This window comes from Chryseobacterium sp. 'Rf worker isolate 10', from assembly GCF_050753305.1.
Classification (GTDB): domain Bacteria; phylum Bacteroidota; class Bacteroidia; order Flavobacteriales; family Weeksellaceae; genus Chryseobacterium.
In genome coordinates, this window is sequence record NZ_JBOZOF010000004.1 from 99,186 (window position 1) to 123,710 (window position 24,525).

A 24,525-nucleotide genomic window follows, 5' to 3' on the forward strand; every position below is an offset into this window, starting at 1 on the left:
TATGAATCTGTTTGAACCCTATATTCCCATGTTTTCCGAAACATGGAAAGAGCAATACAAAGCCCTTTTAGTACAGGAGCATCTGGAACATCTGGAAAGAAATATTTACAGGTTTAAAGAAAATACTTTAGAATGGGATTTTCCCTATTTTAATGAAGAAATAAAAATAAATAGAGATGAAAGCTTTGGGAAGTTGATTACGATTCTTGATGGTGACAATTCAGATGAGGTAAAATCCAGACTTTTAGAAGCCATTTCAATTGATCATTGGCTGAATATTTTAGGACAACGGCTGACCTCAGCAAGTATCCGTGATGAAAAAGCAATTCCACCTTTGAAAGCAACGTTGATCAATGCATGTCAGGAACCCTTCAACAATGAAATTACCATCGCACAGAGAGCCTGGGAAAAGCATATTGGAAGAATGGATGATGAATTCTGGGGAGAAATAAAAGGGAATAACCAGCAGAAACAGGAAAAAGTATTGGCGAAAATCAATAATATTCTTGAAAATAAAACATGGTGGAATGTTTTCTTCCATTACAAACACGAACTGGTGTTTGAAGTCCGCGAAAAAGAAGGCCATGGAATCCGTTGGAGCCATGGAGGAACAAAACTGATTGGTTTTCTGGAAAAATTCATCAACGAATAAGTAATCAACAAACATCTCATTTGTAAAATCTGAGGGAAAATAAAAACTTTCGCAATTTCACCCATTTGTCTTTTCAGCTTTTTTCTCCTACGTAAAAACATTGCGTACCAAACTTCTACTTTTGCAGCGATAAATAGAAGCTATGAATCAATCAGAACAGAATATTATCAGCTTCCATTTTATATTTAGAAATAACATATACTAAAAAGTAAAAAACAAATGAACACTTACATTGATATTGGCATTAATCTGACCAATAAACAGTTCTATAATGAACACGAAGAAATTATCAACCGCGCGTTAGATCATGGTGTTGAACACATGATTCTCACGGGAACAAGCGTAAAAGGAAGCAAAGAATCAGCGGAAATTGCAGAAGAATATCCGGAAATTTTATTTTCAACAGCCGGAATTCACCCTCACGATGCCAAATCTTTTAATGGAGAAAGTATTAATGAACTCAGAAAATTATTGAAACAGGGCCAAGTGATTTCAGTAGGAGAGTGCGGTCTTGACTTTGATCGTGATTTCTCTCCAAGACCTATTCAGGAAAAATGTTATCTGGCACAGTTGGAACTCTCTATAGAAGTGAATAAACCCCTTTTTCTTCATGAAAGATCAGCATTTAAAAGGTTTAATGAAATCACAGATGACTTTCTTTCAAAGTTACCAGAAGCTGTAGTACACTGCTTTACCGGAACATTGAACGAAGCAAAAATTTATCTGGATAAAGGATTTTATTTAGGATTTACAGGATCCATCAGTGATGAAAAAAGATTTAAACATCTCGAAGACGTTATAAAATACGTACCTCTCGACAGAATGATGATTGAAACAGATGCTCCTTTTATGCTTCCGAAAAATATGCCCAGAATGCAGAACAGGCGAAATGAACCATCCTTTTTATCTTATGTGGCACAAACAATTGCCCATCTGAAGAAGATCAGCATTTCAGAGGTTGCAGACGAAACTACAGAAACGGCCAGAAATTTTTTCAGACTATAAAAAAGAGCTCTACTGATAAAGTAAAGCTCTTTTTTTATAATGAATATGTTTCTTACAAACTCTTTATTGCCGATTCCAAAGCTAGTTCCATCATCGGATTCAACGCTTTTTCTCTTTCATCAGCAGAGATTTTCTCATGGGTAGGGATAATATCCGTTACAGTAAGAATTGTTGCTGCATTTTTTCCTAAATGCTGAGCATTGGCAAATAAACCAAATGCTTCCATTTCTACTGCAGGACAGTTATATTTTGTAGCAATTTCCGGAGTGTTAGGATCTTTTCTATAGAAAATATCACTACTATGGATGTTGATTGCTTTAGCATTTAAAGATAAATCTTTAGCCGTTTCATTAATAGTGTTAAAGATATTACCCTGGTGAGAAAGGATTTCATCTTCAATTCCCCATGCATATTTTGCGTAAGTACTTTCGCTGGCTGCTTTATCGATATTTAAGATATCAAAAAGTTTAAGATCCGTATTGTAAGCACCACAAGTTCCGATTCTGATGATTGTATCTACTTCATATTCCGTAAACAACTCAAAAGAATAGATCCCGATACTTGGGAAACCCATTCCACTTGCTCCTACAGTAATTTCCTTCCCTTTATAAAGACCTGTATAATAAAAAATACCTCTGGTTTTGCTTACCAGTTTTGCATTTTCTAAATAATTTTCAGCAATATATTGTGCACGAAGCGGATCCCCCGGCTGCAATACTACTTTAGCAATTTCTCCTTTTTTTGCACTGATGTGAATACTCATAATGTTATTTTGAATGAGGCAAAGATAATAACTTTTAGTTTGTTTCTGTCATTACGAAAATGGAATCAATGAAGCCCTCTATGGTCAATAAAACATATAAGATGTTATCAATAAATGCTTTAAATAATATTTTAAATAAAGTCCTTTGTATAATCCAAAAACTAAGCTGGTAAATACAGAACAATAAAAGAATAATGCGGAGCAGGTATCATGAAAGTTGTCAGACTACTTTTGCAGAAGTAAATAATTAAAATTTTAAAAATGAAAATCGAGCACATTGCCATTTGGGTTAAAGACCTGGAGAGATCCAGAGCATTTTATCAGAAATATTTCGGAGCTGTTTCCAATGAAAAATACCATAATCCTGTTAAAAACTTTCAATCCTATTTTTTAAGTTTTGAGAATGGCTGCCGGCTTGAGATCATGACCAGACCGGATATCAAAGAAAGTGAAAACTCTTACGAATCCCAGCAGTACGGGATTATTCATCTTGCATTTTCCGTAGAGAATAAACAAAAAGTGGATGAACTTACGGAAGTATTGAGAAAAGACGGATATGCAGTGGCTGGAGAACCTCGTATAACAGGAGACGGATATTATGAAAGCGTAATCCTTGATCCCGAAAATAATATCATTGAAATCGTATCGCAGTAAGTCATTGCGAGGAGTTTTAGCGCCGAAGCAATCTTTTATTAAAATAATCAAATGAGTTTAGAAACGCAAGGGCGCAAAATTTTTATAGATACAGTGTAATAAGGACGCAAGGATTTTATCTCCAATAAAATTTAATAACTCTAATACTATCTCTTAATGAAGTAAATAGTTAAGAGAAAGCTTTGCTTAAAATCTAATATTGAGCGAAGTCGAAATATTCTTACGCCCTAAAAACAGCATAATACATCTTATCTTAGCGTCTTTGCATTTTCCTACCTTATAATTACCATAAAGAACCCATATTTAACACGAATCTTTTCCACAAAAATTTTATTCTCAACGAAATAATTTTATTTTTGTTAGATCATGGAAACCAAGTCACCGTTTTTAGACACGATCTTTTTGCTTCGTAAGGAAGAATGCATTACTCTTTTTTCAAGCTTACAGCAAATTTCCCCTCAGGAAGAGGTGGAAGCAGGAGATTATTTTGAAACAGAATTCGAAAAAGAACGACTTGAGTTTTTGTCAGACCAATTACCCTGCAACAAAGAAGCTGCTGTTTGGGCTGCAAAAGTCCTCTACCATAGCGCACAGCTATATCTGATCAGAGAAAATACTGAAAAAAATATTGAAAATCTTATTCCCGGATTCAAAGGAACACGGGATATTTCTTCCATTCTATCCACAGATTTATCACTGAGATTTTTACCACAGATCATCGTTGCTTTAAATACGGTTGATCCTGAAGATCCATTGATTGCCATGCTGGAAAATATTCTGATGCAGTTTCACTATTCGGGAATAGGGTATGATCTTGATCTGAAGAACGTGAACTGGAAGGAAGAATTAAAAGACAGTACTTACAGAAAACTATATCTGGAAAGAATTGTCGAAAAAAGAGATTATAAACTGGCGGAAATTCCGTTCATTAATAAACTGCTAACAGCCGAATTCGGAATGCACAAAGACGCATTCTGGAAAGAACTAAAAACTATAACCGAAGATAACAATGAAAATGTATGAGAAAGTATTTGAATTTTTAACCGACCCTACAAAAGAAACATTCCTGAAATGCCGTAAACTGGTGATCAATGATCCGGAATATGATCCCTATTCCGAAGATATTGAAAATATACAGGATTTACTCAATGAAGGAAAATTTGAAGAGGTTATACGGTATACCAATGTCAATATTCTGCTAAGTCCCAGAGCACATATCTATAAATATTTTGCTTACAAAGAATTGGGTGATGAAAAAGGAAGGAGTATTGAAATGACAATAGCACAGCTTATTTTTGAATGCCTTGAAAAAACAGGAAGCGGAACAAAAGATTCTCCTTATATTATCACCAGGATTTCTGATGAAAGAGATTTAGTAAGACATCATCTCAATAAACAGGATGTTTCACAAAACCTGATCAAGGACGGGGATAGGATTATGGATGCACTTACACTGAATGATGGAACGCAGCTATATTTCGACATCAAAGATCCTTATCAGAGACTGGCTTTTTCATTCAGTAAAAGAAATGAACAGGCAGAGCATAAAACAGAAGAGAAACCCCAGAAGAAAAAGTGGTGGAAATTTTAATTTTTTAAATCAATGAACCAGAATATAAATCAGCTTAATATAGTTCTTAACTACGTAAAAGACACTTTTGTAGGTAAAAATGATGTCGTAGATCTGTTGGGAATATGCCTTTTGGCGAGAGAAAATGCCTTTTTATACGGACCTCCGGGTACTGCAAAATCGGCGATTGTCAGAACGCTGGCAAAAACAGTGAAAGATGGCAAAAATTTTGAATATCTGCTTACCCGTTTTACAGAACCCAACGAGATTTTCGGACCTTTTGATATCAGAAAACTGAAAGAAGGTGAGCTTCTGACCAATACAGAAGGAATGATGCCCGAAGCCTCCATGGTTTTTCTTGATGAGATTTTCAATGCCAATTCAGCTATTCTGAATTCCCTATTGATGGCTCTTAACGAGAAGATTTTTAAAAGAGGAAAAGAAACAAAACACTTACCTGCGTTGATGTTTGTAGGTGCAAGTAATGTTCTTCCGGAAGATGAAGCACTGAACGCGTTATTTGACCGTTTTTTGGTGAGAATTAATGTAGACTACGTCAATCCCGAACTCTTGCAACAGGTACTTTTAGCTGGAAGAAAACTGGAAAACGAAGAAGAAACAGAAATTCCGGAAATTCATGCTGATGAGATCAGACAATTACAAAACTTGTGTAAAACAATAGATCTTAAACCGATTTATGAAGTCTACCTGAATACCATTATGAGCCTCAGAAATACAGGAATTGCCATTTCAGACCGTAGAGCGGTGAAACTTCAGAATCTGATTGCAGCAAGTGCACTTATCTGCGGAAGAAAAGAAGCAGTACTTTCCGATCTGTGGGTATTAAAACATATCTGGGATACAGAGGAACAGATTGAAATTTTGGAAGGGATTATCAACAGGACAATCGAGAAAGATGATCATCCGGATTCCCATCCACAAGCCATGCAGAACAAAACTCCTAATCCCGAAGAGGTCATGAAAGACGTAAAAATTCTTGTGGAAAAATGGAATGGAGGAACATTGAGTTTTGAAGAACAGAATGTAATAAAAGATAAACTGAGATATCTGCAGACCCGTTGTGACTGGATCAGAAATCCGGAGCAGAAGCAGTATATCCAGCAAGAAATTGAAAGCTTATGGCAGAAGATTCTTCAAAGCGTTTAAAAGAATTCTGGGCGGAAATCCCCCGTGCTGATGAAGATTTTCTGGGCTCAATCAGAGACTGGAAGAATATTCAGATTGCTGTAGACAACGATACGATCTGGCTGAAAGGTTTTACCGAAGAACAGGCTGCAGCTTCAGAAATACAGCAACTGCCGGATTTTATTTTATATGAACTTCGTGATGGACTTTTATTCAGGAAAGAAGCTTTGGTTCCCAGTAAAAAAATGCGGACAGCATTGCTTTGGATTCCCATTGATAAGGCATTGCAGCTTAGTCTTCCGCCTTCGAACCAAAATTATTTTGGAATTCACGAAAAAGTTCAGATAAAATTAAGAGAAAGCAACGAAGAACAGCCGGCAATCGCTTTACTCAGTAATATTGCTGAGATTAAAGAAAGTATCATCGCATTGCCCAAATTTAAACTTGAAAAAATAAAATGGATATTGCTGGGAGATAAAGCACTGTTTATGGGAGTTCCTTTGCTCAGCTTTCCCGGAAAAACCTATTGGACAAAAGATAGACATCTACTGCCTGCCGGTCTGGATTTTGAATTTAAAAATGTAAGCATACTGTTGCAGCAGAAATATAATAAAGAGTCGGAAGGATGGCTTTTATGGGACGAAAATGGAAGCAGTCTTTTAATTAAAGAGGCCGATTTCCGCCCATTGTCTGTAAGCTCATTCCGTCTTACCGAAAAATCAAGAGAATGGAATTAAATACTTATTTCCAATCCTACGAAAATTACTTTTGGGAATGGAAAACAGATGAAGATGTTCCCGGAGATTCCGGTTATCATGACAACAATCTCCTCTCGGTTCCGGGAGTGGGAGCAATTGCTTACAGGCCTTATGTAATGGAAATTCTGAACCATCTTCAACCCGTGGGATGGCCTCCTTTCGGGGCATTGCTTATGGTTTTATATGCGATGCAGGACGGCTATACAGATTTTGCCAGCCCGTTGAGACGTACCGCTGAGTTTTATAGTGGAGAAGATTTTGAATTCAGTGTGGAAAAACAAATTGAATTCCTTGAAAAAATAAAATCACTTCCTAAAATCTATAAACAAAGGCAGAACAGAATTGTACTGCTGCAGACCCTTTTTGGAAACGGTCATAACAGATTGTCCCCAAGTCTTTCTGATGGTTTCTTAAGATTCTATTATAAAAGACCACACCAGCTTGCTTCCAGTGCAGAAAAATTAGACGAAGGCTCATTAGCTTTAAACAAAGACTTAAGTGCTTTAAATCTGAACGAAAAGTTTCCTACCATGCAATCCATCATTGATGCGATGAAAGGTCTGATTCATGAACCGGAGCTGGATGATGAGGTGGTAGAAGAAGAAACTACGGCAGATACCCATAAAGATTTCATCAAAGAATTAATTGAAGAGCCAAAGACTTTTCAGGTAGGAAGCCTGATTAAAAGAATCTGGAGCGGACTGAAAATTCCGATGCGCCATCTTTCTCCAGGGGAACAACCTATCGGAGGAATTTCAGATATGACCAACAAAGGCGATTTTCACAGAATGCTTCTCTCCGAATTTGCCAATGAAGATGACGTCTTTATGAATCGTGTAGCCAATAACGAGGCGCTTTACATTCAAAGAGAAATTCCGCCCGAAGAAAATATTTTTGAAAGAATTATTCTGATAGATACTTCCCTTAGAAACTGGGGAACGCCAAAGGTGCTGGCTTATGCCTCAGCAATAGCCATTATCAAACATCCGAAAGCTCATTCCGAATGTAAAGTCGTTGCACTAGGACAGGCAGCTATTCCGATTGAGCTTAACAAAGTGGAAGAAGTAGTGGAAAACCTTAATCAGGTTAGTCCTGTTCTGGAAGTTTCGGAAGCGTTGGAGAAGTTTTTTAATGAACATCATTCAGAAAAAGATATTGAAGTTTTCTTTATTACCCATCAGGATAATATGGCTGATGAAAAAATCCAGCGGGTTGTACATCAGAACAGAGATCAACTGAAATTTTTGGTGACAACAGCTTCAGATGGTGAAATTAATTTTTACAAACACCATAAAGGAGCAAGAAAGCATATCCAGAAAATAAAACTTCCATTGCAGGAGCTTTGGGCAAATCCGCCGCAGCAAAAACAATCTACTCAGAATTTTAACGGAAAGAAAACAGATCTCCCGCAAAACTATCCGATCTTATTTCCAACACCTGTCAATAAGATTGCTAAGTTTTTATATGAAGGAGAATTTTTCATTCTGAGTTCAAAAAAACAATTGCTGAAGACTTATCTTTCTGATAATTATTACGACAGACATTCCTACGATTATTATAAAACCCATCATGGTTGTGAAGTTTTGTTTAATAAAATTTCCATAAAACCGAAAGGACAATTTGCTCTTACAAAAAACAGACAGCAGCATTTTATTCTGTGTCAGTACCAGCCTGACCAGAAATTAATTTTAAAGCTTAATCTTAATACCGGAGAATATTCTGAGCAGAATCTTACAGGGATGTATATTCCGGAATCTTACAGACTGATTTATTTTGGCCGGAATTTTTATCTGCATCATCCGGACAATGAAACGCATTACAAAATCAATATGGATGGGAATATCTCTGTAGAATCTATTACCGGAAAAGATAAAGAATTTGAAAAAAATAATATAAAAGCTGAAGCTGAAGTCGACAAGCTGAAAGGAAGCGGATTAAAAGTGATCAATAATTTCAATAAAATCGGAATCAATCAATATGAAAATCTGGTAGTTTCCGGATATGAATTATTCAGTGCTTCTGAAAATACGCTGAATTTTTCCAAGAACAAATATGATATAAGACTTTTCGCAGAGCAGAATAAAAATAAATTTACATTTCCCGATGGGAGTGAAATTATTACCGATTCACGGGGAATGCTGACTTTCCGAAGCAGTAACAAGAGCATTGAAGAATTCTTTATTCCGTCTACCTTGGGAGGTTTTCTCTCGTTGGCTACTTATACGGAATTTGGTGGATCAGAATATTATCTTCCGGAACACGCCCTACTGAAGGTAAGAACACTGGATGATATGTATGACAGGTTTTTAAAACCTTTTATAGAACAGATTTTGGATTATGGAGCTTAGAATAAAACCTTTCCCGAAAAATAACTACCCCAAAAAGGGACTTTTGATCAAAGGTTCTTCACCCGTGGCATGGCTTCAGGAAATGGAAGTCCTTAGGATCAATTTAAGTAAGGTTAGCTCTTTTGCTATTCCGGCAGACAGTCCTAATGTGCTGTATGGATGTTTTCTTATTTTTAATGATTATGCTCCGCAGGATATAGGCAGAAATGCTTACTTTCAAAGTGTGGACGACAGGCTTTTTATCCCTGAAAATACGACCTTCTATCCCAAAATAAATCAGGAAGACTGGGCACAGCTTGATTCCCGTTTTCTGATTATGCATCCAGAATTCGGATTGGTAAAACTGTCTGAAGAAATCGACTGGATTGCTTTAATTCAGCAACCGGAAACGATTGATGAAACCATCAGGAAACCACTGAACGGCGTTTCAATACCTCAAAAAATAGAAAGCTATACGGTGGAAATGGATGACGAAAAAGTAATGGAAGCATTACAGCCAAAGCAAACCGAAGAAGAATGGATGAATAACCTGCCGTTTGATCTTAAAAAAGTAATGGCCGGAAATAAAAAAGAAATAGAAAAATACTTAAAATACATTGAAAAATACCCCGAAAGAGCCGTAGAGTTAGGTGTTTCCCTTGATGTTATGGGAATTTCCAGAGGAGACGGGTTTGGAAAATTTACATGGCTGGAAGGGTTATTGGGTGTAGGAGCAGCAGGTAAAACAGAAAGTGCGGGAACAAGGAATTTTCGCAGAGTATTCTGGGCGCTCATTATTGCAGCTATTGTGTTAAGGGTTGCATTGCCTTCAGATAAAAATAATTCGGAACAGGAAGAAACAGGTTCTTCTTCGGGAAAAATTGAAAGCAATACCGTAAAAGCACCTTCGGACATGATTGCTTTCCAGTCCGGAACTTCGGAAATTGATCTTAAGATAGATTCGATGTATCATCAGCAGAGAACAGGGTTATCCAAAGAGCTTATTCATGCAGGAATTATAGAATCCAAAACAAAAGAAGACAAAGAAAACTATAAAAAAGCCGGTGGAAGAGATGTAAGCGAAATAGGAAGAGATATCGGAACGCTAGTTAATAAAGAAAAACAGAGCAGAGATTCTCTCAAAACTATTTACACCAAGAAAATTACAAAACACGTAGAAGAAAAAACAGAAAAGTTAAAGCGTAAAATTTCAGACTCTCTGAAACAATATACCAAAGGGAAACCGGTAAACGGTGAAGTCGTGAAATTTCTGCTGAAAAAAAGAAAAGCTTTGATGGCTGACTCGTTGGGAAAACTTTACGGAACACTGGATATCGTAGATCCTTCTTCTGCCTCCATTGACAGATCAAAAGTAAAAGGAATAGGCTCAGAAGGAACTCCATTAGAGAAAAAGACTCCCGTTTCAGATATTATGTATATGGTAATCCTTATGATTGCCGGAGTAGGATTGTATTCTTTCCTGTTTAAAAATAAATCTTTGAATGTAGGGGGAGATAATGTACCTGTCTGGATTAAATTTATTTTAATTGCCATCCTTTTAGTGATGCTGGTGTACTTGTTTTATCCATTGGTGAAAATGTTTGGATACAATTGGTTTGTTTGGGTTCTGGTGATTTGTGTGATGCTGCTCCTTTATCGTCTGTTTAGAGAAGATAAAACCATTTTAAATTCCGATGATGATGAATAAACAGAAATTTATAGACAAATTTATAGCAGCATTTGTGCTGTTGGCTATGTTTAAGGTTGTCGGAATTGCTGCCCAGTTATTCCATGAAAGCTTCTGGAGTGTGATTGGAACATTAATTATTTTCTTAATCGCAGCCTTTATCATCCTTTTGGTGATCACATCTTTAAAAGATAAAGAACAAAACAACAGGAATTCAGGTGGAAGAAAAGGCAGCGGAAGCAGCAGTTTCTATCTGGAAAACTCGCTTTTTGACAAGATCCGGAGCAAATACGAAGAACTTGCCGAGAAATACATTGCCGAAAAAGAGTATAAAAAAGCAGCCAGAGTATATATGAATCTTTTGCAGGACAACTACAGAGGAGCCAAAACTTTGGAGAATGGAGGCTTTTACAATGAAGCAGCAGTAGTATATCTTAAAAAGCTGAACAATAAATCTGATGCAGCAGTTTGCTACGAAAAAGCAAAACAGCACAAAAAAGCCATCGATCTTTACAAAGAAATGGAGCAGAAAGAAAAAGTTGGAGATCTTTACAAAGAGATCAATGATCTTAGAAATGCCCATTACTATTATCAGTTGGTTGCAGATGATTATGTGAGTAACAATCAGATGGTAAAAGCTTCTTTGGTGTACCGGAAAAAAATGGAAAGAACGGAAGATGCTCAGGAGGTATTGTTGAAAGGATGGGAAGAAGATAAAGATGCATTCAACTGTTTGAATAACTACTTTGCCAATATCTTTGACGTTAAAAAACTGGAATCAGAAATTCTGCATTTATATGAAAAGACTCCAGCATATAAAAAGGTTACTTATCTGGAAGCAATGAAGCATGAATTCAAGAAAGATCCGAAGTTACAGGCAGCAACAAGAAATATTGCCTATGAAATCATTGCGGAAAAAGTAAATACCCGTTCAGAGATTGTCAATGAACTGAAATTTTTTAATCCCCATGATGATGTGATTCTGAAAGATATTTCAAGATTCAAAACAGGAAGAAACAAAATGTTTAGAAATTAAAACAGGGAAATGATAAGCTTTTATTAGGAAATATATAACATCATCTTCATCTAATCAATGTTAATTGATTCTCCTTAGCTCCCTAAAAATAAGAAACTCCTGAAATTAAAACTTTGCGTTTAAAAAAGCATTATACATAAGTATCAGAAACACCCTTTTTATTACCCTTCCTTGTGAAAATGATAAAATAAAACCAAAAAAGATTTATCTTTGCACCAGAAAATTATGACAATACAAAGAGCACATATCAATGCAGAACTATTCGAAAGTCCTTCTAATAAAGGATTATTCGGACGTGATGAGGTGATATGGAATGAGGCGAAATGTGCTGACTTTGGAAATTATTTACTATAAACTTGTAAAAAATTAATCAGAATACAACAGAAACGCCTCGGAAAACCGAGGCGTTTTTTGTTTTTTAGGTCAGAAATTATTTAGAATGAAAAAAAATAACTATAAACATGAAAATTTTTTAATCAACAATGAAACTTTAATACGATAAAATAGAGTGATAAGCAACCCGGTGAGAGACAGTCATTTAGGTAATTAAGATATCTGCAAAATATTGCGGACAGAAATTCTCTATTCTAAAAACTAAACATAATTAATTGATTGTCAGTAATTTGAATAAAAAATTTATTTGCAGATTCAAAAAAATCATATTTACTTTGCAACCGAAAATTGAAAGCAACAGGTTTTCAGGATTCAATTAAAAATAATTTAGAAACAAACAAAAATAAAATGAAACAGTTACACAACATATTCAATCGATATTCAAGACTATTCGGACAGGAGCCGACAGGTGTTGCGTGTATTCTTGAAAGTGGAATTGTGGATAAAAGGTGCTTATATACGTGGGTCAGCTAATGATCTCTTACGTTAAAATATATGAAGCGCCTCCCGAAAAGAGGCGCTTTTTTTATGGTTTCTTTAGCTTATTTGGTAAAGCGCCGGTCTGTGGAACCGGAGAACAGGGTTCGATCCCCGGAGATACCCAAAATATAAAATCTCATGGCTCAATTGGATAGAGCGTCGGTTTACGACACCGGAGGTTGAAGGTTCGAGTCCTTCTGAGATTACAAAGAATGTGAATTGTGAAATTTAAAATTGACAGGTAAAACGAATTGATTATTCACGATTCACAAAGCTAAAACAATCTCATAGCTCAAATGGTTAGAGCACCGGTCTTTTAAACCGGGGGTTGAAAGTTCAAATCTTTCTGGGATTACAAAAAACGGTTCCGTAACTCAATTGGATAGAGTATGGGTTTTCTAAACCCAAAGTTAGAGGTTCGAATCCTCTCGGAATCACAAAGAAAAGGTTCATGGAAAATTTCCAATCCGGCTGTCTCCCGGAAAAGAAACAGAAGTGAACCCCAAAGCTGGAAAGATAACGGTGGTTGTTTACCCGTCTTGGACGCGGGAGGTCGCAAGTTCGAATCTTGCTTTCCAGACAAATTGTTCCATTAGCATAGTGGTAAGTGCATTCGGCTTTCTACCGAACGACAAGGGTTCGATCCCCTTATGGAATACAAATGATTTCGTAGCTCAAGTGGTTAGAGTGTCGGTCTGATACACCGAAGGTTGAAGGTTCGAGTCCTTCCGGAATTACAATGATTTTGTAGCTCAATGGCAGAGCACCGGTCTGTTAAACCGGAAGTTGAAAGTTCGAGTCTTTCCAAAATCGCAGGTAACTAATTGTTAATTGTTTCAGGAGAAAAAGTAAAAGTTTGTCGAGCGCAGAAGATCTTTACGCCAAACACGAAAAATACAGACAGGCTTTTCTTCTCTCCGGATTCATTAGAAATTAATTGTGATCATTTATAAATTTTTAGGTAAAAATAAAGTTTGTCGAGCGTAGAAGTTCTTATATCAAACAAATGAAGACAGACTTTATTTTTTTAATCTGATGGTTCGCCGAAGTGGAAGAGTCGGGGCGGTCTGCAAAACCGTTGTGTAAACTGAGTGGGTTTGAATCCCATAACCATCTCAATGTAAAAACTATAGGAGATATAAGAATCTTTTATCATCTATAGCAAAGAATATCCTTTATTAATAAGAGAAAAAGGCTGTCGAGCGCAGAAGATCTTTAGTTAAACATTCAATATAAAGACAGACCTTTTCTTTTTTGAAAGAAAAAAATGAGAAATTACTTTTACTGATTACTCATGAAAAATCCGGAAGTACGCCGAAGTTGGAGAGTCGGGGCAGACTGTAAATCTGTTGCTTCATTGCTGAGTAGGTTCGAATCCTGCTACTTCCACCAACCGCTGATAATGTAATGGCAGCATGCAGGAAATGTACTCTTGTTGTTCAGGTTCGATTCCTGGTCAGTGGCTCAATGCTCTATTCGTCTAACGGTGAGGACGCCTGCCTTTCGAGCAGAAAATAAGGGTTCGATTCCCTTATAGAGTACTGGATGTGAATAGCTGGTCAATCTTGAATTGATATTAATACCATGAAAGTTCAGATTTTTTTAAAAAATTGGCCAGTTACCATTCACATAAAAAATGAAGAAAAGAGAAAAAAGGACTGTCGAGAGCAGAAGATCTTTAGTCAATAAAAACAGACAGCCTTTTACTTTTTTAAAATACAATACAATTAGGAAATGAGAAAGGTTTGTCAGGCGCAGAAGATCTTTACAAACACTAACAGGCATAGTTTATCAACAGACAGAGCTTTCTCAAACCTAGCATGACATAAGTAATGAACAATAAGTAATAATAAATTACGCCTCTCTATTCCAATTGGCAGAGAAAACGGCTTTAAACCCCGTAAAGTCCCAGTTCGAATCTGGGGAGAGGTACAAAATATGAGCAATAAGCAATGAAAGATGAGTAATTAAGCAGCATAAAAAATTACTCATAAAAAAGCCTGCGGGAATGGTGGAATGGCAGACACTCTTGATTTAGGATCAAGCTTTTGGGGGTTCGAATCCCTCTTCCCGTACTAAAATATAAACAATAAATAATGAGCAATGAGTAATAATGCTAACAGTAAATTTTAATATTACCAATTACTCATTACTTATAAAATCCGGAAGAGTGGTGTAGAAGGTCTGCACGTTAGTCTGAAAAACTGAAGGTACAGGTTCAATTCCTGTCTGTTCCACAAAAGCATGAATGATAAGTAATGAGCAATGAGCAATCATTGATACCTGACTAATTTTTAACATTACTCATTACCAATTACTTATTGCTCATGAATTAATCTGATTCATAGTGTAATTGGCAGCACACAAGATTTTGATTCTTGGAGTTTAGGTTCGAGTCCTAATGAATCAACAGCATTTACTCTGATAGTGTAATGGCAGCATCTCAGTCTCCAAAACTGATGGTATTGGTTCGAGTCCGGTTCGGAGTGCAAAAAATGACAATCAACAGACAGTTATCAATTATTAACAATCATTTATAAATTTAAAACATGTAGAAAAAATGGAAACGCAACAACAAACATGGCAGAATATGAACGGAAAAATTTTCCAACACTCTATCACACAGCTGGTAGAAGAAGCCATCATTCGCGAACAGGCCAACGGACACCGTCTGAAAGTATGTGTGGGATCAGACTCTCATGTATATGGAGATGCCATCAGCTATGCTACGGCAGTAGTATTTATTCGTGAGGGAAAAGGAGCGTTTACCTTTATCAGAAAAGAAAGAGAAATACAGAGTATCAGTATCAAGGAGCGAATGCTGAATGAGGTCAACAAATCTGTTGAAATTGCATACGCGATCTGCTCTGTGTTGGATACTTATGGTGTGGAAATGGAGGTACACGCAGACATTAATACCGACCCGGATTTCAAATCCAATGTAGCATTAAAAGATGCCATGGGATATATTCTGGGAATGGGTTATGTGTTCAAGGCGAAACCTTATGCCTTCGCAAGTTCCAACTGTGCTGATATGATGGTGTAATAAAGTTGGAAGAGGGCTATAAGGAGCTGGAAGCTTAAAGAATGTATAAACATTAAATCATGGAAAAAACAAAAAGATTATTATTTCTGGATGATATAAGGTACCCGATTGAGGCCTATCATTATACCAAACAGGATATGTTCCTCAGAAACGATTGGCATATCGTTCGTAATTACGAACAGTTTGTCAACAGGATTTTGGAAAAAGGACTTCCGGAAATGATCTCTTTTGACCATGATCTTGCAGACGAGCATTATTTGAAACAGGGTTCTCAGGAGTTTGTTGAAAAAACAGGATACGACTGTGCCAAATGGCTGATAGAATATTGCATGGACAATTATCTGGATCTTCCGAAATTCTATAGTCACTCCATGAATCCGGTAGGAAAAGAAAATATCTTATGCTTGCTTCAAAATTTTAAAACAATTAAAAACTAAAACAAAATGATTTTCAAAACATATAACGCTATAGAAAATGCTTACCAGGCCCGCGTGATCGAACAGATCAGGATGCAGGGTTTTGGGGATGAGGTTTTCATCGTACAGGAAAAAGTTCACGGAGCTAATTTCTCTTTCTTTACCGACGGAAAGGAAATTAAAATCGCGAAGAGAACTGCTTTCATCGAAAAAGATGAGAAATTTTTCAATGCCCATCAGATATTGGAACGTTACAGAAAAAATGTAATAGAAGTGTTTCAAAAAGTGAAAACTATCCATCCGGATGTGGAAACTGTAGTCATCTACGGTGAATTGTTCGGAGGTGGTTTCAAACATAAAGATGTAGAACCCGTAAAAGATGCAGTGAAGGTACAGAAAGGTATTGAATATGCACCTTACAACGAATTTTACGCTTTCGATATTAAACTAAATGGAATTACCTATTTGGATACCGAAGTAGTCAATAAGTTTTTTGATGAGACAGGATTTTTCTATGCTAAAATTTTGTTTCAGGGAACTCTGGAAGATGCTTTGAAATTTCCCAATGTTTTCAATTCAAAAATTCCAGCTTGGCTGGGACTACCTGAATTGGAGAACAATATGTGTGAAGGTACAATCGTAAAGACCTTGAAAACCAAATACTTTGGTAACAGTGCCCGAATCATTCTAAAAAATAAGAATGAAAAATGGGTAGAAAAATCCAAAATGGTTAAAAAAGAAGCTAAAGCTGTTCAAAAACAGGTGTGTTTCAGTGAAAAAGCTCAGGAAATCTGGGACGAAATCCAAAAATATGCTACAGCCAACAGACTGAATAATGTGGTCAGCAAAATCGGCGAATTCGAACCTAAAATGATAGGTAAGGTAATTGGTCTTTTTTCACAGGATATTTTAGAGGACTTCCAAAAAGACTTCCCGGCAGCTTTCACAGCTATTGAAAAAGAAGAGCAGAAAAGGATCAATAAAAAGTTGAATTCTTTAGTAATTGATTTTATAAAAGAAGAGTTAATGACTCTTAAAGTATAGTTTCGGTAAATTTTTACCGAAACTTTTTTATGTATAATAAGTAACCATAAAAGTCAGAAGAACGAAAACACTTCATTTCCACCAAAAGAAATAGTGCAAATGAAGCTGTGAAAATTTCCATCCTTTTGAGGGGTGGCGAAAATTCAAAGAATTTTTGACGGGGTGGTTTTAAAAAAAGCAAAAACAATTAAAAAATGAAACCCAATATATTTTTTACAGCAGACCATCATTTTGGTCACGAGAATATTATAAAGTTTTCAGAGAGACCCTTTGAATCACTGGATCATATGAATGAAGAACTCATTAAAAGATGGAACGAGAAAGTTGAACCCGGTGATACAGTCTACCATTTAGGAGATATGAGTTTAGGAAAACCGGATTTTACAAAAGAGATTTTAGATCGGTTAAATGGCAATATCCATCTGATTAAAGGCAATCATGAAGGAGCTGCTTTAACGTATCCCAAACGATTTGCTTCCATCAGAGATTATCACGAACTGAGAATTGATGAACCTGATCAAAACAATGGTAAACAGAAAATCATCCTTTTCCATTACGCCATGCGTACCTGGAATGGTTCACACCGCGGAGTCTGGCAATTATACGGCCATTCACACGGAACTTTGCCGGATGATGAGATGGCACTTAGTTTTGACGTTGGGGTAGACTGCCACAATTTTTATCCGGTTTCCTACGAGGAAGTCAAAGAAATTATGAAGAGGAAAAAATGGACTCCTCCATTTGCTCCCAGAAATTAACAATTAACAATGAAAAAGAAGCTGAAAGGTAGGAGAAGTAGAAACATAACTAACTTCTAACCTCTGGCTTCTCATTTCTAAAAAAATCATGAAAACAACCAATGAGATCATAATCATCGATCTGGAAGCTACGTGCTGGGAAAACGACAGAATTCCCATCGGGCAGCAGGTCGATATTATAGAAATAGGAATTTGCAAATTAAATGTAACAACAAAAGCAATTTCCCAGAAACAAAGCATTTATATAATTCCGGAACGATCAGAAATCAACAGATTCTGCACAAAACTGACAGGAATTACTCCGCAGCTGATAGAAGAAAAAGGAATCTATTTCGAAGAAGCATGTGAAATAATCAGAGATCAGTACCATTCCGTACCGCTTACCTGGGCAGGATATGGAAACTTCGATGGAGAGCAGATCAGAGAACAATGTGACTGGCTCGGTATAACCAATCCTTTTTCAGAAAATTATATGAATGTGATGCATGAATTTAAAAGACATTTCAATTTGCACAAACAAATAGGACTTAAAAGAGCCCTGAGTTATCTGAATATGGATTTTGAAGGCACCCATCACAGCGGAGCAGACGATGCTTATAACACAGCCAGAATTTTAAGTAAGATTCTGTAAAAGTAATTAGGCTGGAAGACTGAAACTGGAAGCTGAAAGTAAATGAAACATTGTAAAAACTTCCCTCTTCCCATATTCATCTTCCACCATAACAATCAAATTTTAAACAAGTGAAAACAACAGAAAATATATTAATAGTAGACCTCGAAGCAACGTGTTGGGATAACCGGCCGCCAAGAGGTCAGGAAAGTGAGATCATCGAAATCGGGGTGTGCATTATGAATGCCAAAACCGGTAAGATCTCCAAAAATGAAGGGATTTTAATCAAACCTCAGTATTCAAAAGTAAGTCCGTTCTGTACGGAACTCACTACCCTTACCCAAAATATGCTGGATCATGAAGGTATCATGCTGGATGACGCTTTCGATATCCTGAGAGCAGAATATGATTCCGAAGAACTGACATGGGCAAGCTACGGAAACTATGACCTGAATATGCTTCAGGATCAGGCAAGAAGATTCTACACAGATTATCCTATGAGTGATGACCACATCAATGTGAAGACATTATTTGGTGAAATTCATCCTACCATCAGGAAAAGTGTCGGAATGAACAGAGCTTTGGGTGAATTGGGTATGACCTTAGAAGGTACGCACCACAGAGGAGTAGACGATGCAAAAAACATTGCGAAGATTCTGCATTGGTGCCTGAAGAATTATTAAATAATCTGAAATAATAGCAGATGCATTTAAAACAGAGACTGTCTCAAATAATGAGGCAGTCTTTTTATTTTGCCAAGTCTGTGATCTTATTGGAGATAAAATCATAAAGTTCCGCAGGAATAGAATGTCCCATACCTTTAATAATGATCAATTCAGCGCCCGGAATAGCATCCGCAATATCTTTTCCACATTCTAAATGAAAGATTGGATCATCTGTTCCGTGAATAATCAATGCAGGAGCAATTATTTTTTTCAATAGTTCAGGATCGTATTGAAAAGAGCCCATAGCCAAAAGCTGCCGGATGATTCCGTTTTTTGTCTTGGTACGTGTAAGTTCTTGTTCCAGCAATACTGTTTCCAGATTTGGATCAAAAACATATCCCGAACCTGATATTCTTTCCGCAAAACGTATCTTCTCCCTTAAGTATTCTTCTTTATGGAGAACAGGATCTGCAGGCACCCGTGTCATCATCGCCATCACTTCAGGATCTGGTTTGGGAAGAGAAGGATTCAATGAAGTTGACATAATGATTGTCAGTGATAAAACCCTTTCAGGATAATAAGAACCTAAAAGCTGAGCAATAATTCCTCCCATGGAACGCCCTGCAATATGAGCTTGTTTGATATTTAAATGATCAAGAAGCCTAATGACATCATTCGTCATATCCATCAGCGAATAAGGAACTCCTTCCTTACTAAGTGCGGCAAAAATCTCTTCAATACCTTTATCAGAAGGAATTTCTTTTTTTGCATTAAAAACAGAGCTCCCGGAATCTCTGTTATCAAAACGAATCACTCTGAACCCTTTTTCAACCAGATGCTCACATAATGCAGCATCCCAACGGATCATCTGACTTCCTAATCCAGGAATTAGTACAATATTCTGCTGATGATCTTCTCCGAAAATTTCGTAGCATAGATCAACCTCTTTTGTATGGATAATTTTCGTCATGATGAATAGAATTCCATGTTGCTTTCTGATATGAATGCCTGTTCAGCCTTTCGTATCTCCTGACGATAATTGATATATTCATTGTTCTGATCCGGAACAATTACGGCAAATTCAAAAGTAAAAGTATCACTGCCCAATTCTGTCCATTCCTTTTGTAATTGTGAATGCTCAAACATTCCGCCATTTAAAAGAAACTTCATTTTATTCACCAGTGCTTCCAGATTTAAAGATGCCTGAACATATTGTTTTCCATTTAATGTATTGGTAACAGCAAGAACTCCCATCGTTGTTTTATGATCTTTTGCTTTCTCTCTGAGCTGTTTTTTTAACGCATTTTTCATGTTTTCATTATTGTATATTTCCTCCCAAATCAAATAAAAGTTCGTTGATTATTTTTAAAGACTTACCTTTTTTAGAAGAGAGAATTTCTTTCGTAATATGCTCAGCACTTAGCTTAGCTTCTTCAAATATCTTTTTGCCGCTAGGTGTGATGACCACATAGCTGACACGGGCATCTCTTTCATTGGTTTCTCTTGCCACCAGTCCGATTTTTTCCAATGGGTTTAATAATCGGGTTACTCCCGAAGCTGTAAGACCTATTTTTTCAGCAAGGTCTATTCTTCGCATCCTGTTTTCCGATGAAGAATTGAGGACGTAAAGAATAACAAAGTCATTGAATCCCAAGCCATGAACGCTCAGAGAGTCAAACTTTCTGGCGATTACAGACTGCAGCTTATTGATGTTTATTAAAAATAATAATTCAGTACTTATCATTGAAAAGTGTTTGAGTTGTCAAGTATTTATGTTTTGCAAATATATAAAATTTAGAGAATTACAATCCTATTTTATTATTTTAAATAAAATTAACGTATCTGTATACTAATCCAATAGTCTTGCGTAGTATTACAATTTCTTAAATTAAGACACCGAATTGTGTGTAAATATTAGAATACAGGGCTTTTATTCACTTTTTTATCGATATATCTTTAAACAGGGAATTGTTTTTATGGTACTAAAGGTATTGGTAATGGTTGTTTCATTAACTTAATATTTTGTTAAAAAATTCACTTTAATGGGATAATTTACTGTCTGTCAGTCATTTTTTTTTATTTTAGCCGACAAGAATAAATTTATGTTTGTTGATGAAGGTTTTGAGGTAATATATTTAAACTATAAAATAAATGGAACGATTCGAATCTTTTGAAAGTTACCATCCTCAGAATACTTCTTTTTTGACCAATTTATTCAATCTTTATCATAGTGTTTATTATAATAGATTAATTAAAATTTTATTTTGAAGACCCTTTTTTTTAGGTTCTTTTTTCGAAAATGAAAATAATAAGATTTTATTACGTGTTGTTTATCAGTGTGATATTGATGGTAAGGTGGGATTTTCGGAGGCTTGTATAAAGCTGAACTTGTCTTCCTGGAAGAGGTGTGGTTTATTCCTGTTTCCGGGACTGTTTAATAATTATGAAACCCTTTATGGTACGGCTTTTGAAGGCTTATTAAATAAGGCAGTTTCAGATGATTTGAAGGTAAATGTACTGGGAGCAATAATTGGTAAAAAGATCATTTTAAATGGTCATCTGTAATGAGATTGAGAAACAGGATTTTAAAACTTATTGATTTGACTACCAGCTATACTACCATTTTTGAAAAACTGCTGATCTCCATTCTTTCAGCTGTTGAGAAATCAGTTTTTAATGCTAAAAAGCTTCCTGAGCTTTATTATAAACTGTAAAGAAGAAACTGATAAAAACCGAATAAGGCTGTTGTAAAACCGCTTGAAGAATGGAAAAAATGAATAACCTGAAACAAATTTATACATCAAATTAGAAGCACATGAAAGAAAGACTTTATGAGATCCTTAATGAGGAAAAAATACATGAGATTATCCCCTTTCTAAAAGAGCTTACCATTGAAGAAAGGAAAACACTGGTGCCATCTATAAAGAAAATGGATCGGGAGATTAGTAAAATTGTAATGACTAAAAACTCCTACCATACGGCAGGATCTGTGAATCAGCATTCCATTATTGATATTGCTTCATTTGTCTGCATGGACAAAAAGAATTTCGGTAAAAATTACTGGAGCCTTTTCCGTAATGCAGAACAGACCGAACAGATACTGGAGTGGGGGTGCCCGGATTGGTTTTCAGACTTTATCAATGAATCTGTAGAAGCCGAATTTACGGCATTTAATTATAGAGATATTTTAGGATGGACAGAAAAAGGGTACGTACAGCCTAAACCAGAATTACTGGGGCATCACCTGAGTAATCATCCGTCTGATCTGGATTGGCATCCTGAAACACTTAATACCCATTTTTGGTATCTATGTGAATATCCATCCAAATCTTTACCTTTCCGTAAAGAATGGTTTCCTATTGTTCAAAAGCTCATCACAGAGAAAAAAATTGAAAGAAAAAGATTCCTAAAAGAATGTCTCCTGGCTTCCAATAGAAACTTTAATAAAAATGTTACCGGCTGGTTTATGGATGCATTTACATCTTTAAAACCAACAGAAGAAGAATTATCTGATCTGCAGGATGAATTGCTTGCGGGACTAGCTTCTTCACAGTCAAAAGCGGTGAATACGATATTATCACATTTGAAAAAAATAGTGGGAACTTCTGAATTTAAAAATGATGAATTTTCACATTATCTTCCGAATCTGTTGAGCTCGGAGGTAAAAACAGTAGTGGTTTCCAGTTTAGTGCTTACCGAAAAAATATTTCAAAGAAAGAAAATGGATCCCGAAATGCTGGGAATGGCCTTAAGTTCAGCATTTGTAAGCAAAGACGACGGCGTACAGTCGAAAGCGGCGAAGATTATCCTTAAATACATTCCGGCTTCGGAAAATATGATAGAGGCGCTTTCTCATTATTCAGATAATATACTGACTAATGTACGTCCTCTTTTGACTAAATATATTGAAGAAAGGCAGCCGGAACTGGAGGCGATAGCTTCAGAGAAACTGTTCCTGACTGAAGGCGAAAATGCAATACAGGTCCTTCAAAATTTTGAAGATCTGATGTTTTATCTTCCTTTGGCAATGGATGATCCATATAGCTATCATTGTGATATTGCTTTAACAGGATTTATCAAGTTTGCAGGGGATGTAGACGCAGAATCTGTGAAACTCATAGAACCCGTTTTTTTGAAAGCCTGTAAAACCATTGCAAAATGGGAAGTTCCTTATCTGAATGTTTTATTATGTAATGCTATTATCAATTACGGTTTGGTTTTATTAGAAAAATATCCTATTCAGCTTAAGAATCTGGAAAAAATATATCAAAAAACCAAAGAAGAGGAAGTTGCAAGAGAATCTTACTCCAATTATCAGAAAAAATTAGGACCAATAGAGGATGTTGGAGCAGACTGTCCTGCAAGGCAGGCGTTTAAGGAAATTGCGATCTATGCTCTTGAAAAAATAAAATCCGGAGATAAAATTCCTCTGTTATTCCCAATCACCCATGCTCCATGCTGGATTTCTCCATTAATTTTGGTTGAGAGATTGGAAAGCTATCAGAATAGTAATGTGGAGCCCCATCACCTGGATATTCAGCTGGCACTGCAGCGTTGTGCTTTGGATGATACCTCAAAAGCAATAGTGGAAGTTGAGAAAAGGCTAAAAGGGGAATATAAAGAATTACTACTTTTCTTCTTTGGTAAAAATATAAAACCAGAAGGGAAATTTATACATCCCTCATGGTGGATGACAGCCGGAATTACCCGTTCTCCGGAGACTGTTTTTGAGGAATTCAGCAGTTTTGGATACGACAATATTCCTGCGGAATTCTTTTCCGGTGATTATAAGTGGAAAACGATTGACACTAAGAAAAACTCATACTACCCGGTAGAACTGAATATTGTGATTCCAAAATACCATCTTGAAAACAGGAAAGATCCTTTGTTCATGGAATATTTTGTTGCCGAGCAGAAAGAGCTTAATGAAATTCCGGCACTGATGTTGTGCTTTCCCAATACCCCTGCAAATGCATTGGCGAAGGTTATCAAATACTGTCTTTTCTATTCCGGGATTGCAGAGGTTTTTGAAAGAAGCCTTGTTTTGAATACCGCGAATGCGCTTTATCAGATCAAAAAGCCTCTGGATGAAATTGGTTATCTGTTCTTAGGAACTATTTTCCTGGACAGTGATAAGACCATCCGCGGAACAGCGGCTGAAATATGGCTGGAACATGTTTCTTACCAAATGATGGATAATGCATGGCTGGGAAGAGTGATTGGCCTACACGAAAAACTGGAATGGGCACCTGTAAAAAGATTGACAGACCTTATGCAGCATCATATGCTGAATGTAAGCAAGAATCATAATATAGCCCTTGAGGAATTGATCTCCAATATATTGCTTCAAATGGAAACACCTGTTACCAATCTGAAGAAAATTCTGGAAATCTACCACGAAGTATTGGCTTTGAATCATTCAGCAGCCCATAAAGAAGTTATTGAAAAATTAAACAACTGGAAAGAAAACTCAAGCCTGAAAAAAATCTGCAATCTTCTTCTGAAAAAATAAATT

The 24,525-nt window shown here is 36.3% G+C and carries 23 protein-coding genes and 16 tRNA genes; 35 read left to right on the top strand and 4 right to left on the bottom strand.

The window, feature by feature from the left end:
* Window position 1: 1 nt before the first annotated feature.
* Entirely contained in the window at window positions 2–652 is a 651-nt protein-coding gene (locus tag LKL37_RS18315; protein WP_431611906.1) for a hypothetical protein, read from the top strand.
* 219 nt (window positions 653–871) lie between these two features.
* Window positions 872–1,657: a TatD family hydrolase gene (locus tag LKL37_RS18320; RefSeq protein WP_431611907.1), complete on the top strand. Its 786-nt coding sequence runs from the start codon at window positions 872–874 to the stop codon at window positions 1,655–1,657.
* A 52-nt stretch (window positions 1,658–1,709) separates the two neighbouring features.
* On the opposite strand, the gene deoD is transcribed toward LKL37_RS18320, so the two are convergent.
* Window positions 1,710–2,420, bottom strand: a complete 711-nt coding sequence (gene deoD / locus LKL37_RS18325) for a purine-nucleoside phosphorylase (RefSeq protein ID WP_079240479.1) — start codon at window positions 2,418–2,420, stop codon at window positions 1,710–1,712.
* A 261-nt stretch (window positions 2,421–2,681) separates the two neighbouring features.
* On the opposite strand from deoD, the gene LKL37_RS18330 reads away from it, so the two are divergent.
* The 31 genes from LKL37_RS18330 to LKL37_RS18480 all read left to right on the top strand — a co-directional run bounded on the left by LKL37_RS18330 (window position 2,682) and on the right by LKL37_RS18480 (window position 19,028).
* Entirely contained in the window at window positions 2,682–3,074 is a 393-nt protein-coding gene (locus tag LKL37_RS18330; protein ID WP_431611908.1) for a VOC family protein, read from the top strand.
* A 366-nt stretch (window positions 3,075–3,440) separates the two neighbouring features.
* Window positions 3,441–4,097, top strand: a complete 657-nt coding sequence (locus LKL37_RS18335; protein ID WP_431611909.1) for a hypothetical protein — start codon at window positions 3,441–3,443, stop codon at window positions 4,095–4,097.
* The gene (locus tag LKL37_RS18340; RefSeq protein ID WP_431611911.1) at window positions 4,084–4,665 is read left to right on the top strand and encodes a DUF4919 domain-containing protein; all 582 of its coding nucleotides are present in this window, start codon (window positions 4,084–4,086) and stop codon (window positions 4,663–4,665) included. The genes LKL37_RS18335 and LKL37_RS18340 overlap by 14 nt, the downstream gene beginning before the upstream one ends.
* Before the next feature lie 12 nt (window positions 4,666–4,677).
* A complete protein-coding gene (locus LKL37_RS18345; RefSeq protein WP_431611912.1) occupies window positions 4,678–5,811 on the top strand; it encodes an AAA family ATPase in 1,134 nt (377 codons plus the stop codon).
* Window positions 5,784–6,527 (top strand): hypothetical protein, encoded by a 744-nt coding sequence (locus LKL37_RS18350; RefSeq protein WP_431611913.1) that lies wholly within the window; start codon window positions 5,784–5,786, stop codon window positions 6,525–6,527. The genes LKL37_RS18345 and LKL37_RS18350 overlap by 28 nt, the downstream gene beginning before the upstream one ends.
* Entirely contained in the window at window positions 6,518–8,896 is a 2,379-nt protein-coding gene (locus LKL37_RS18355; protein ID WP_431611914.1) for a hypothetical protein, read from the top strand. Before LKL37_RS18350 ends, LKL37_RS18355 begins: the two co-directional genes overlap by 10 nt.
* Window positions 8,886–10,583 carry an APC family permease gene (locus tag LKL37_RS18360; RefSeq protein WP_431611915.1) on the top strand — a complete coding sequence of 566 codons (1,698 nt, stop codon included), beginning with the start codon at window positions 8,886–8,888 and terminating at the stop codon, window positions 10,581–10,583. The genes LKL37_RS18355 and LKL37_RS18360 overlap by 11 nt, the downstream gene beginning before the upstream one ends.
* Complete coding sequence (locus tag LKL37_RS18365; RefSeq protein ID WP_431611916.1) at window positions 10,576–11,598, top strand: hypothetical protein; 1,023 nt, start codon at window positions 10,576–10,578, stop codon at window positions 11,596–11,598. Before LKL37_RS18360 ends, LKL37_RS18365 begins: the two co-directional genes overlap by 8 nt.
* 225 nt (window positions 11,599–11,823) lie before the next feature.
* Window positions 11,824–11,952 (top strand): penicillin-binding protein, encoded by a 129-nt coding sequence (locus tag LKL37_RS18370; protein ID WP_164976820.1) that lies wholly within the window; start codon window positions 11,824–11,826, stop codon window positions 11,950–11,952.
* Window positions 11,953–12,527: 575 nt separating this feature from the next.
* A tRNA-His gene (locus LKL37_RS18375) sits at window positions 12,528–12,595 on the top strand.
* An 8-nt stretch (window positions 12,596–12,603) separates the two neighbouring features.
* Window positions 12,604–12,677 (top strand) — tRNA-Arg (locus tag LKL37_RS18380).
* Window positions 12,678–12,752: 75 nt separating this feature from the next.
* Window positions 12,753–12,826: transfer RNA gene (locus tag LKL37_RS18385), tRNA-Lys, on the top strand.
* Between the two features lie 8 nt (window positions 12,827–12,834).
* Window positions 12,835–12,908: transfer RNA gene (locus LKL37_RS18390), tRNA-Arg, on the top strand.
* Between the two features lie 71 nt (window positions 12,909–12,979).
* Window positions 12,980–13,051 (top strand) — tRNA-Pro (locus tag LKL37_RS18395).
* A 6-nt stretch (window positions 13,052–13,057) separates the two neighbouring features.
* Window positions 13,058–13,129: transfer RNA gene (locus LKL37_RS18400), tRNA-Glu, on the top strand.
* A 5-nt stretch (window positions 13,130–13,134) separates the two neighbouring features.
* Window positions 13,135–13,208, top strand: a tRNA-Ile gene (locus tag LKL37_RS18405).
* A 4-nt stretch (window positions 13,209–13,212) separates the two neighbouring features.
* Window positions 13,213–13,284 (top strand) — tRNA-Asn (locus tag LKL37_RS18410).
* A 221-nt stretch (window positions 13,285–13,505) separates the two neighbouring features.
* A tRNA-Cys gene (locus LKL37_RS18415) sits at window positions 13,506–13,587 on the top strand.
* 189 nt (window positions 13,588–13,776) lie between these two features.
* Window positions 13,777–13,863: transfer RNA gene (locus LKL37_RS18420), tRNA-Tyr, on the top strand.
* A gap of 77 nt (window positions 13,864–13,940) precedes the next feature.
* Window positions 13,941–14,012, top strand: a tRNA-Glu gene (locus tag LKL37_RS18425).
* 317 nt (window positions 14,013–14,329) lie between these two features.
* Window positions 14,330–14,403, top strand: a tRNA-Leu gene (locus LKL37_RS18430).
* 70 nt (window positions 14,404–14,473) lie between these two features.
* A tRNA-Leu gene (locus tag LKL37_RS18435) sits at window positions 14,474–14,546 on the top strand.
* An 89-nt stretch (window positions 14,547–14,635) separates the two neighbouring features.
* A tRNA-Phe gene (locus LKL37_RS18440) sits at window positions 14,636–14,708 on the top strand.
* Window positions 14,709–14,809: 101 nt separating this feature from the next.
* Window positions 14,810–14,881, top strand: a tRNA-Gln gene (locus tag LKL37_RS18445).
* Between the two features lie 8 nt (window positions 14,882–14,889).
* Window positions 14,890–14,960 (top strand) — tRNA-Trp (locus LKL37_RS18450).
* Window positions 14,961–15,031: 71 nt separating this feature from the next.
* Complete coding sequence (locus tag LKL37_RS18455) at window positions 15,032–15,517, top strand: ribonuclease H-like YkuK family protein (RefSeq protein WP_105703864.1); 486 nt, start codon at window positions 15,032–15,034, stop codon at window positions 15,515–15,517.
* 59 nt (window positions 15,518–15,576) lie between these two features.
* Window positions 15,577–15,954 carry a cyclic-phosphate processing receiver domain-containing protein gene (locus tag LKL37_RS18460; RefSeq protein WP_431611917.1) on the top strand — a complete coding sequence of 126 codons (378 nt, stop codon included), beginning with the start codon at window positions 15,577–15,579 and terminating at the stop codon, window positions 15,952–15,954.
* Window positions 15,955–15,960: 6 nt separating this feature from the next.
* Window positions 15,961–16,977: an RNA ligase family protein gene (locus tag LKL37_RS18465; RefSeq protein WP_431611918.1), complete on the top strand. Its 1,017-nt coding sequence runs from the start codon at window positions 15,961–15,963 to the stop codon at window positions 16,975–16,977.
* A gap of 194 nt (window positions 16,978–17,171) precedes the next feature.
* Window positions 17,172–17,735, top strand: coding sequence for a metallophosphoesterase family protein (locus LKL37_RS18470; RefSeq protein WP_431611919.1), 564 nt, complete (start codon window positions 17,172–17,174; stop codon window positions 17,733–17,735).
* An 88-nt stretch (window positions 17,736–17,823) separates the two neighbouring features.
* On the top strand, window positions 17,824–18,366 hold the full coding sequence (locus tag LKL37_RS18475; RefSeq protein WP_431611921.1) for an exonuclease domain-containing protein: 543 nt from the start codon (window positions 17,824–17,826) through the stop codon (window positions 18,364–18,366).
* Window positions 18,367–18,476: 110 nt separating this feature from the next.
* Window positions 18,477–19,028, top strand: a complete 552-nt coding sequence (locus tag LKL37_RS18480; protein ID WP_129042333.1) for a 3'-5' exonuclease — start codon at window positions 18,477–18,479, stop codon at window positions 19,026–19,028.
* A 64-nt stretch (window positions 19,029–19,092) separates the two neighbouring features.
* Here the strand turns inward: LKL37_RS18480 and LKL37_RS18485 are convergent, their stop codons facing one another.
* Genes LKL37_RS18485 through LKL37_RS18495 form a run of 3 tightly spaced genes read right to left on the bottom strand, consistent with a single transcriptional unit; the run spans window position 19,093 to window position 20,754 of the window.
* Entirely contained in the window at window positions 19,093–19,980 is an 888-nt protein-coding gene (locus LKL37_RS18485) for an alpha/beta fold hydrolase (RefSeq protein WP_431611922.1), read from the bottom strand.
* Window positions 19,977–20,321, bottom strand: a complete 345-nt coding sequence (locus LKL37_RS18490) for a GIY-YIG nuclease family protein (RefSeq protein ID WP_431611923.1) — start codon at window positions 20,319–20,321, stop codon at window positions 19,977–19,979. The genes LKL37_RS18485 and LKL37_RS18490 overlap by 4 nt, the downstream gene beginning before the upstream one ends.
* A 7-nt stretch (window positions 20,322–20,328) precedes the next feature.
* Window positions 20,329–20,754, bottom strand: coding sequence for a MarR family winged helix-turn-helix transcriptional regulator (locus LKL37_RS18495; RefSeq protein WP_105703872.1), 426 nt, complete (start codon window positions 20,752–20,754; stop codon window positions 20,329–20,331).
* 820 nt (window positions 20,755–21,574) lie between these two features.
* On the opposite strand from LKL37_RS18495, the gene LKL37_RS18500 reads away from it, so the two are divergent.
* A complete protein-coding gene (locus LKL37_RS18500; RefSeq protein ID WP_431611925.1) occupies window positions 21,575–21,724 on the top strand; it encodes a hypothetical protein in 150 nt (49 codons plus the stop codon).
* 101 nt (window positions 21,725–21,825) lie between these two features.
* Entirely contained in the window at window positions 21,826–24,522 is a 2,697-nt protein-coding gene (locus tag LKL37_RS18505; protein ID WP_431611926.1) for a DUF6493 family protein, read from the top strand.
* Window positions 24,523–24,525: the final 3 nt, after the last annotated feature.

What these genes read in the sequence shown, in the direction of transcription:
- LKL37_RS18315 (WP_431611906.1), top strand. Translation starts at nt 2, where the DNA reads ATGAATCTGTTTGAACCCTATATTCCCATGTTTTCCGAAACATGGAAA.
- LKL37_RS18320 (WP_431611907.1), top strand. Translation starts at nt 872, where the DNA reads ATGAACACTTACATTGATATTGGCATTAATCTGACCAATAAACAGTTC.
- deoD (WP_079240479.1), bottom strand. Translation starts at nt 2,420, where the DNA reads ATGAGTATTCACATCAGTGCAAAAAAAGGAGAAATTGCTAAAGTAGTA.
- LKL37_RS18330 (WP_431611908.1), top strand. Translation starts at nt 2,682, where the DNA reads ATGAAAATCGAGCACATTGCCATTTGGGTTAAAGACCTGGAGAGATCC.
- LKL37_RS18335 (WP_431611909.1), top strand. Translation starts at nt 3,441, where the DNA reads ATGGAAACCAAGTCACCGTTTTTAGACACGATCTTTTTGCTTCGTAAG.
- LKL37_RS18340 (WP_431611911.1), top strand. Translation starts at nt 4,084, where the DNA reads ATGAAAATGTATGAGAAAGTATTTGAATTTTTAACCGACCCTACAAAA.
- LKL37_RS18345 (WP_431611912.1), top strand. Translation starts at nt 4,678, where the DNA reads ATGAACCAGAATATAAATCAGCTTAATATAGTTCTTAACTACGTAAAA.
- LKL37_RS18350 (WP_431611913.1), top strand. Translation starts at nt 5,784, where the DNA reads ATGGCAGAAGATTCTTCAAAGCGTTTAAAAGAATTCTGGGCGGAAATC.
- LKL37_RS18355 (WP_431611914.1), top strand. Translation starts at nt 6,518, where the DNA reads ATGGAATTAAATACTTATTTCCAATCCTACGAAAATTACTTTTGGGAA.
- LKL37_RS18360 (WP_431611915.1), top strand. Translation starts at nt 8,886, where the DNA reads ATGGAGCTTAGAATAAAACCTTTCCCGAAAAATAACTACCCCAAAAAG.
- LKL37_RS18365 (WP_431611916.1), top strand. Translation starts at nt 10,576, where the DNA reads ATGAATAAACAGAAATTTATAGACAAATTTATAGCAGCATTTGTGCTG.
- LKL37_RS18370 (WP_164976820.1), top strand. Translation starts at nt 11,824, where the DNA reads ATGACAATACAAAGAGCACATATCAATGCAGAACTATTCGAAAGTCCT.
- LKL37_RS18455 (WP_105703864.1), top strand. Translation starts at nt 15,032, where the DNA reads ATGGAAACGCAACAACAAACATGGCAGAATATGAACGGAAAAATTTTC.
- LKL37_RS18460 (WP_431611917.1), top strand. Translation starts at nt 15,577, where the DNA reads ATGGAAAAAACAAAAAGATTATTATTTCTGGATGATATAAGGTACCCG.
- LKL37_RS18465 (WP_431611918.1), top strand. Translation starts at nt 15,961, where the DNA reads ATGATTTTCAAAACATATAACGCTATAGAAAATGCTTACCAGGCCCGC.
- LKL37_RS18470 (WP_431611919.1), top strand. Translation starts at nt 17,172, where the DNA reads ATGAAACCCAATATATTTTTTACAGCAGACCATCATTTTGGTCACGAG.
- LKL37_RS18475 (WP_431611921.1), top strand. Translation starts at nt 17,824, where the DNA reads ATGAAAACAACCAATGAGATCATAATCATCGATCTGGAAGCTACGTGC.
- LKL37_RS18485 (WP_431611922.1), bottom strand. Translation starts at nt 19,980, where the DNA reads ATGACGAAAATTATCCATACAAAAGAGGTTGATCTATGCTACGAAATT.
- LKL37_RS18490 (WP_431611923.1), bottom strand. Translation starts at nt 20,321, where the DNA reads ATGAAAAATGCGTTAAAAAAACAGCTCAGAGAGAAAGCAAAAGATCAT.
- LKL37_RS18495 (WP_105703872.1), bottom strand. Translation starts at nt 20,754, where the DNA reads ATGATAAGTACTGAATTATTATTTTTAATAAACATCAATAAGCTGCAG.
- LKL37_RS18500 (WP_431611925.1), top strand. Translation starts at nt 21,575, where the DNA reads ATGAGATTGAGAAACAGGATTTTAAAACTTATTGATTTGACTACCAGC.
- LKL37_RS18505 (WP_431611926.1), top strand. Translation starts at nt 21,826, where the DNA reads ATGAAAGAAAGACTTTATGAGATCCTTAATGAGGAAAAAATACATGAG.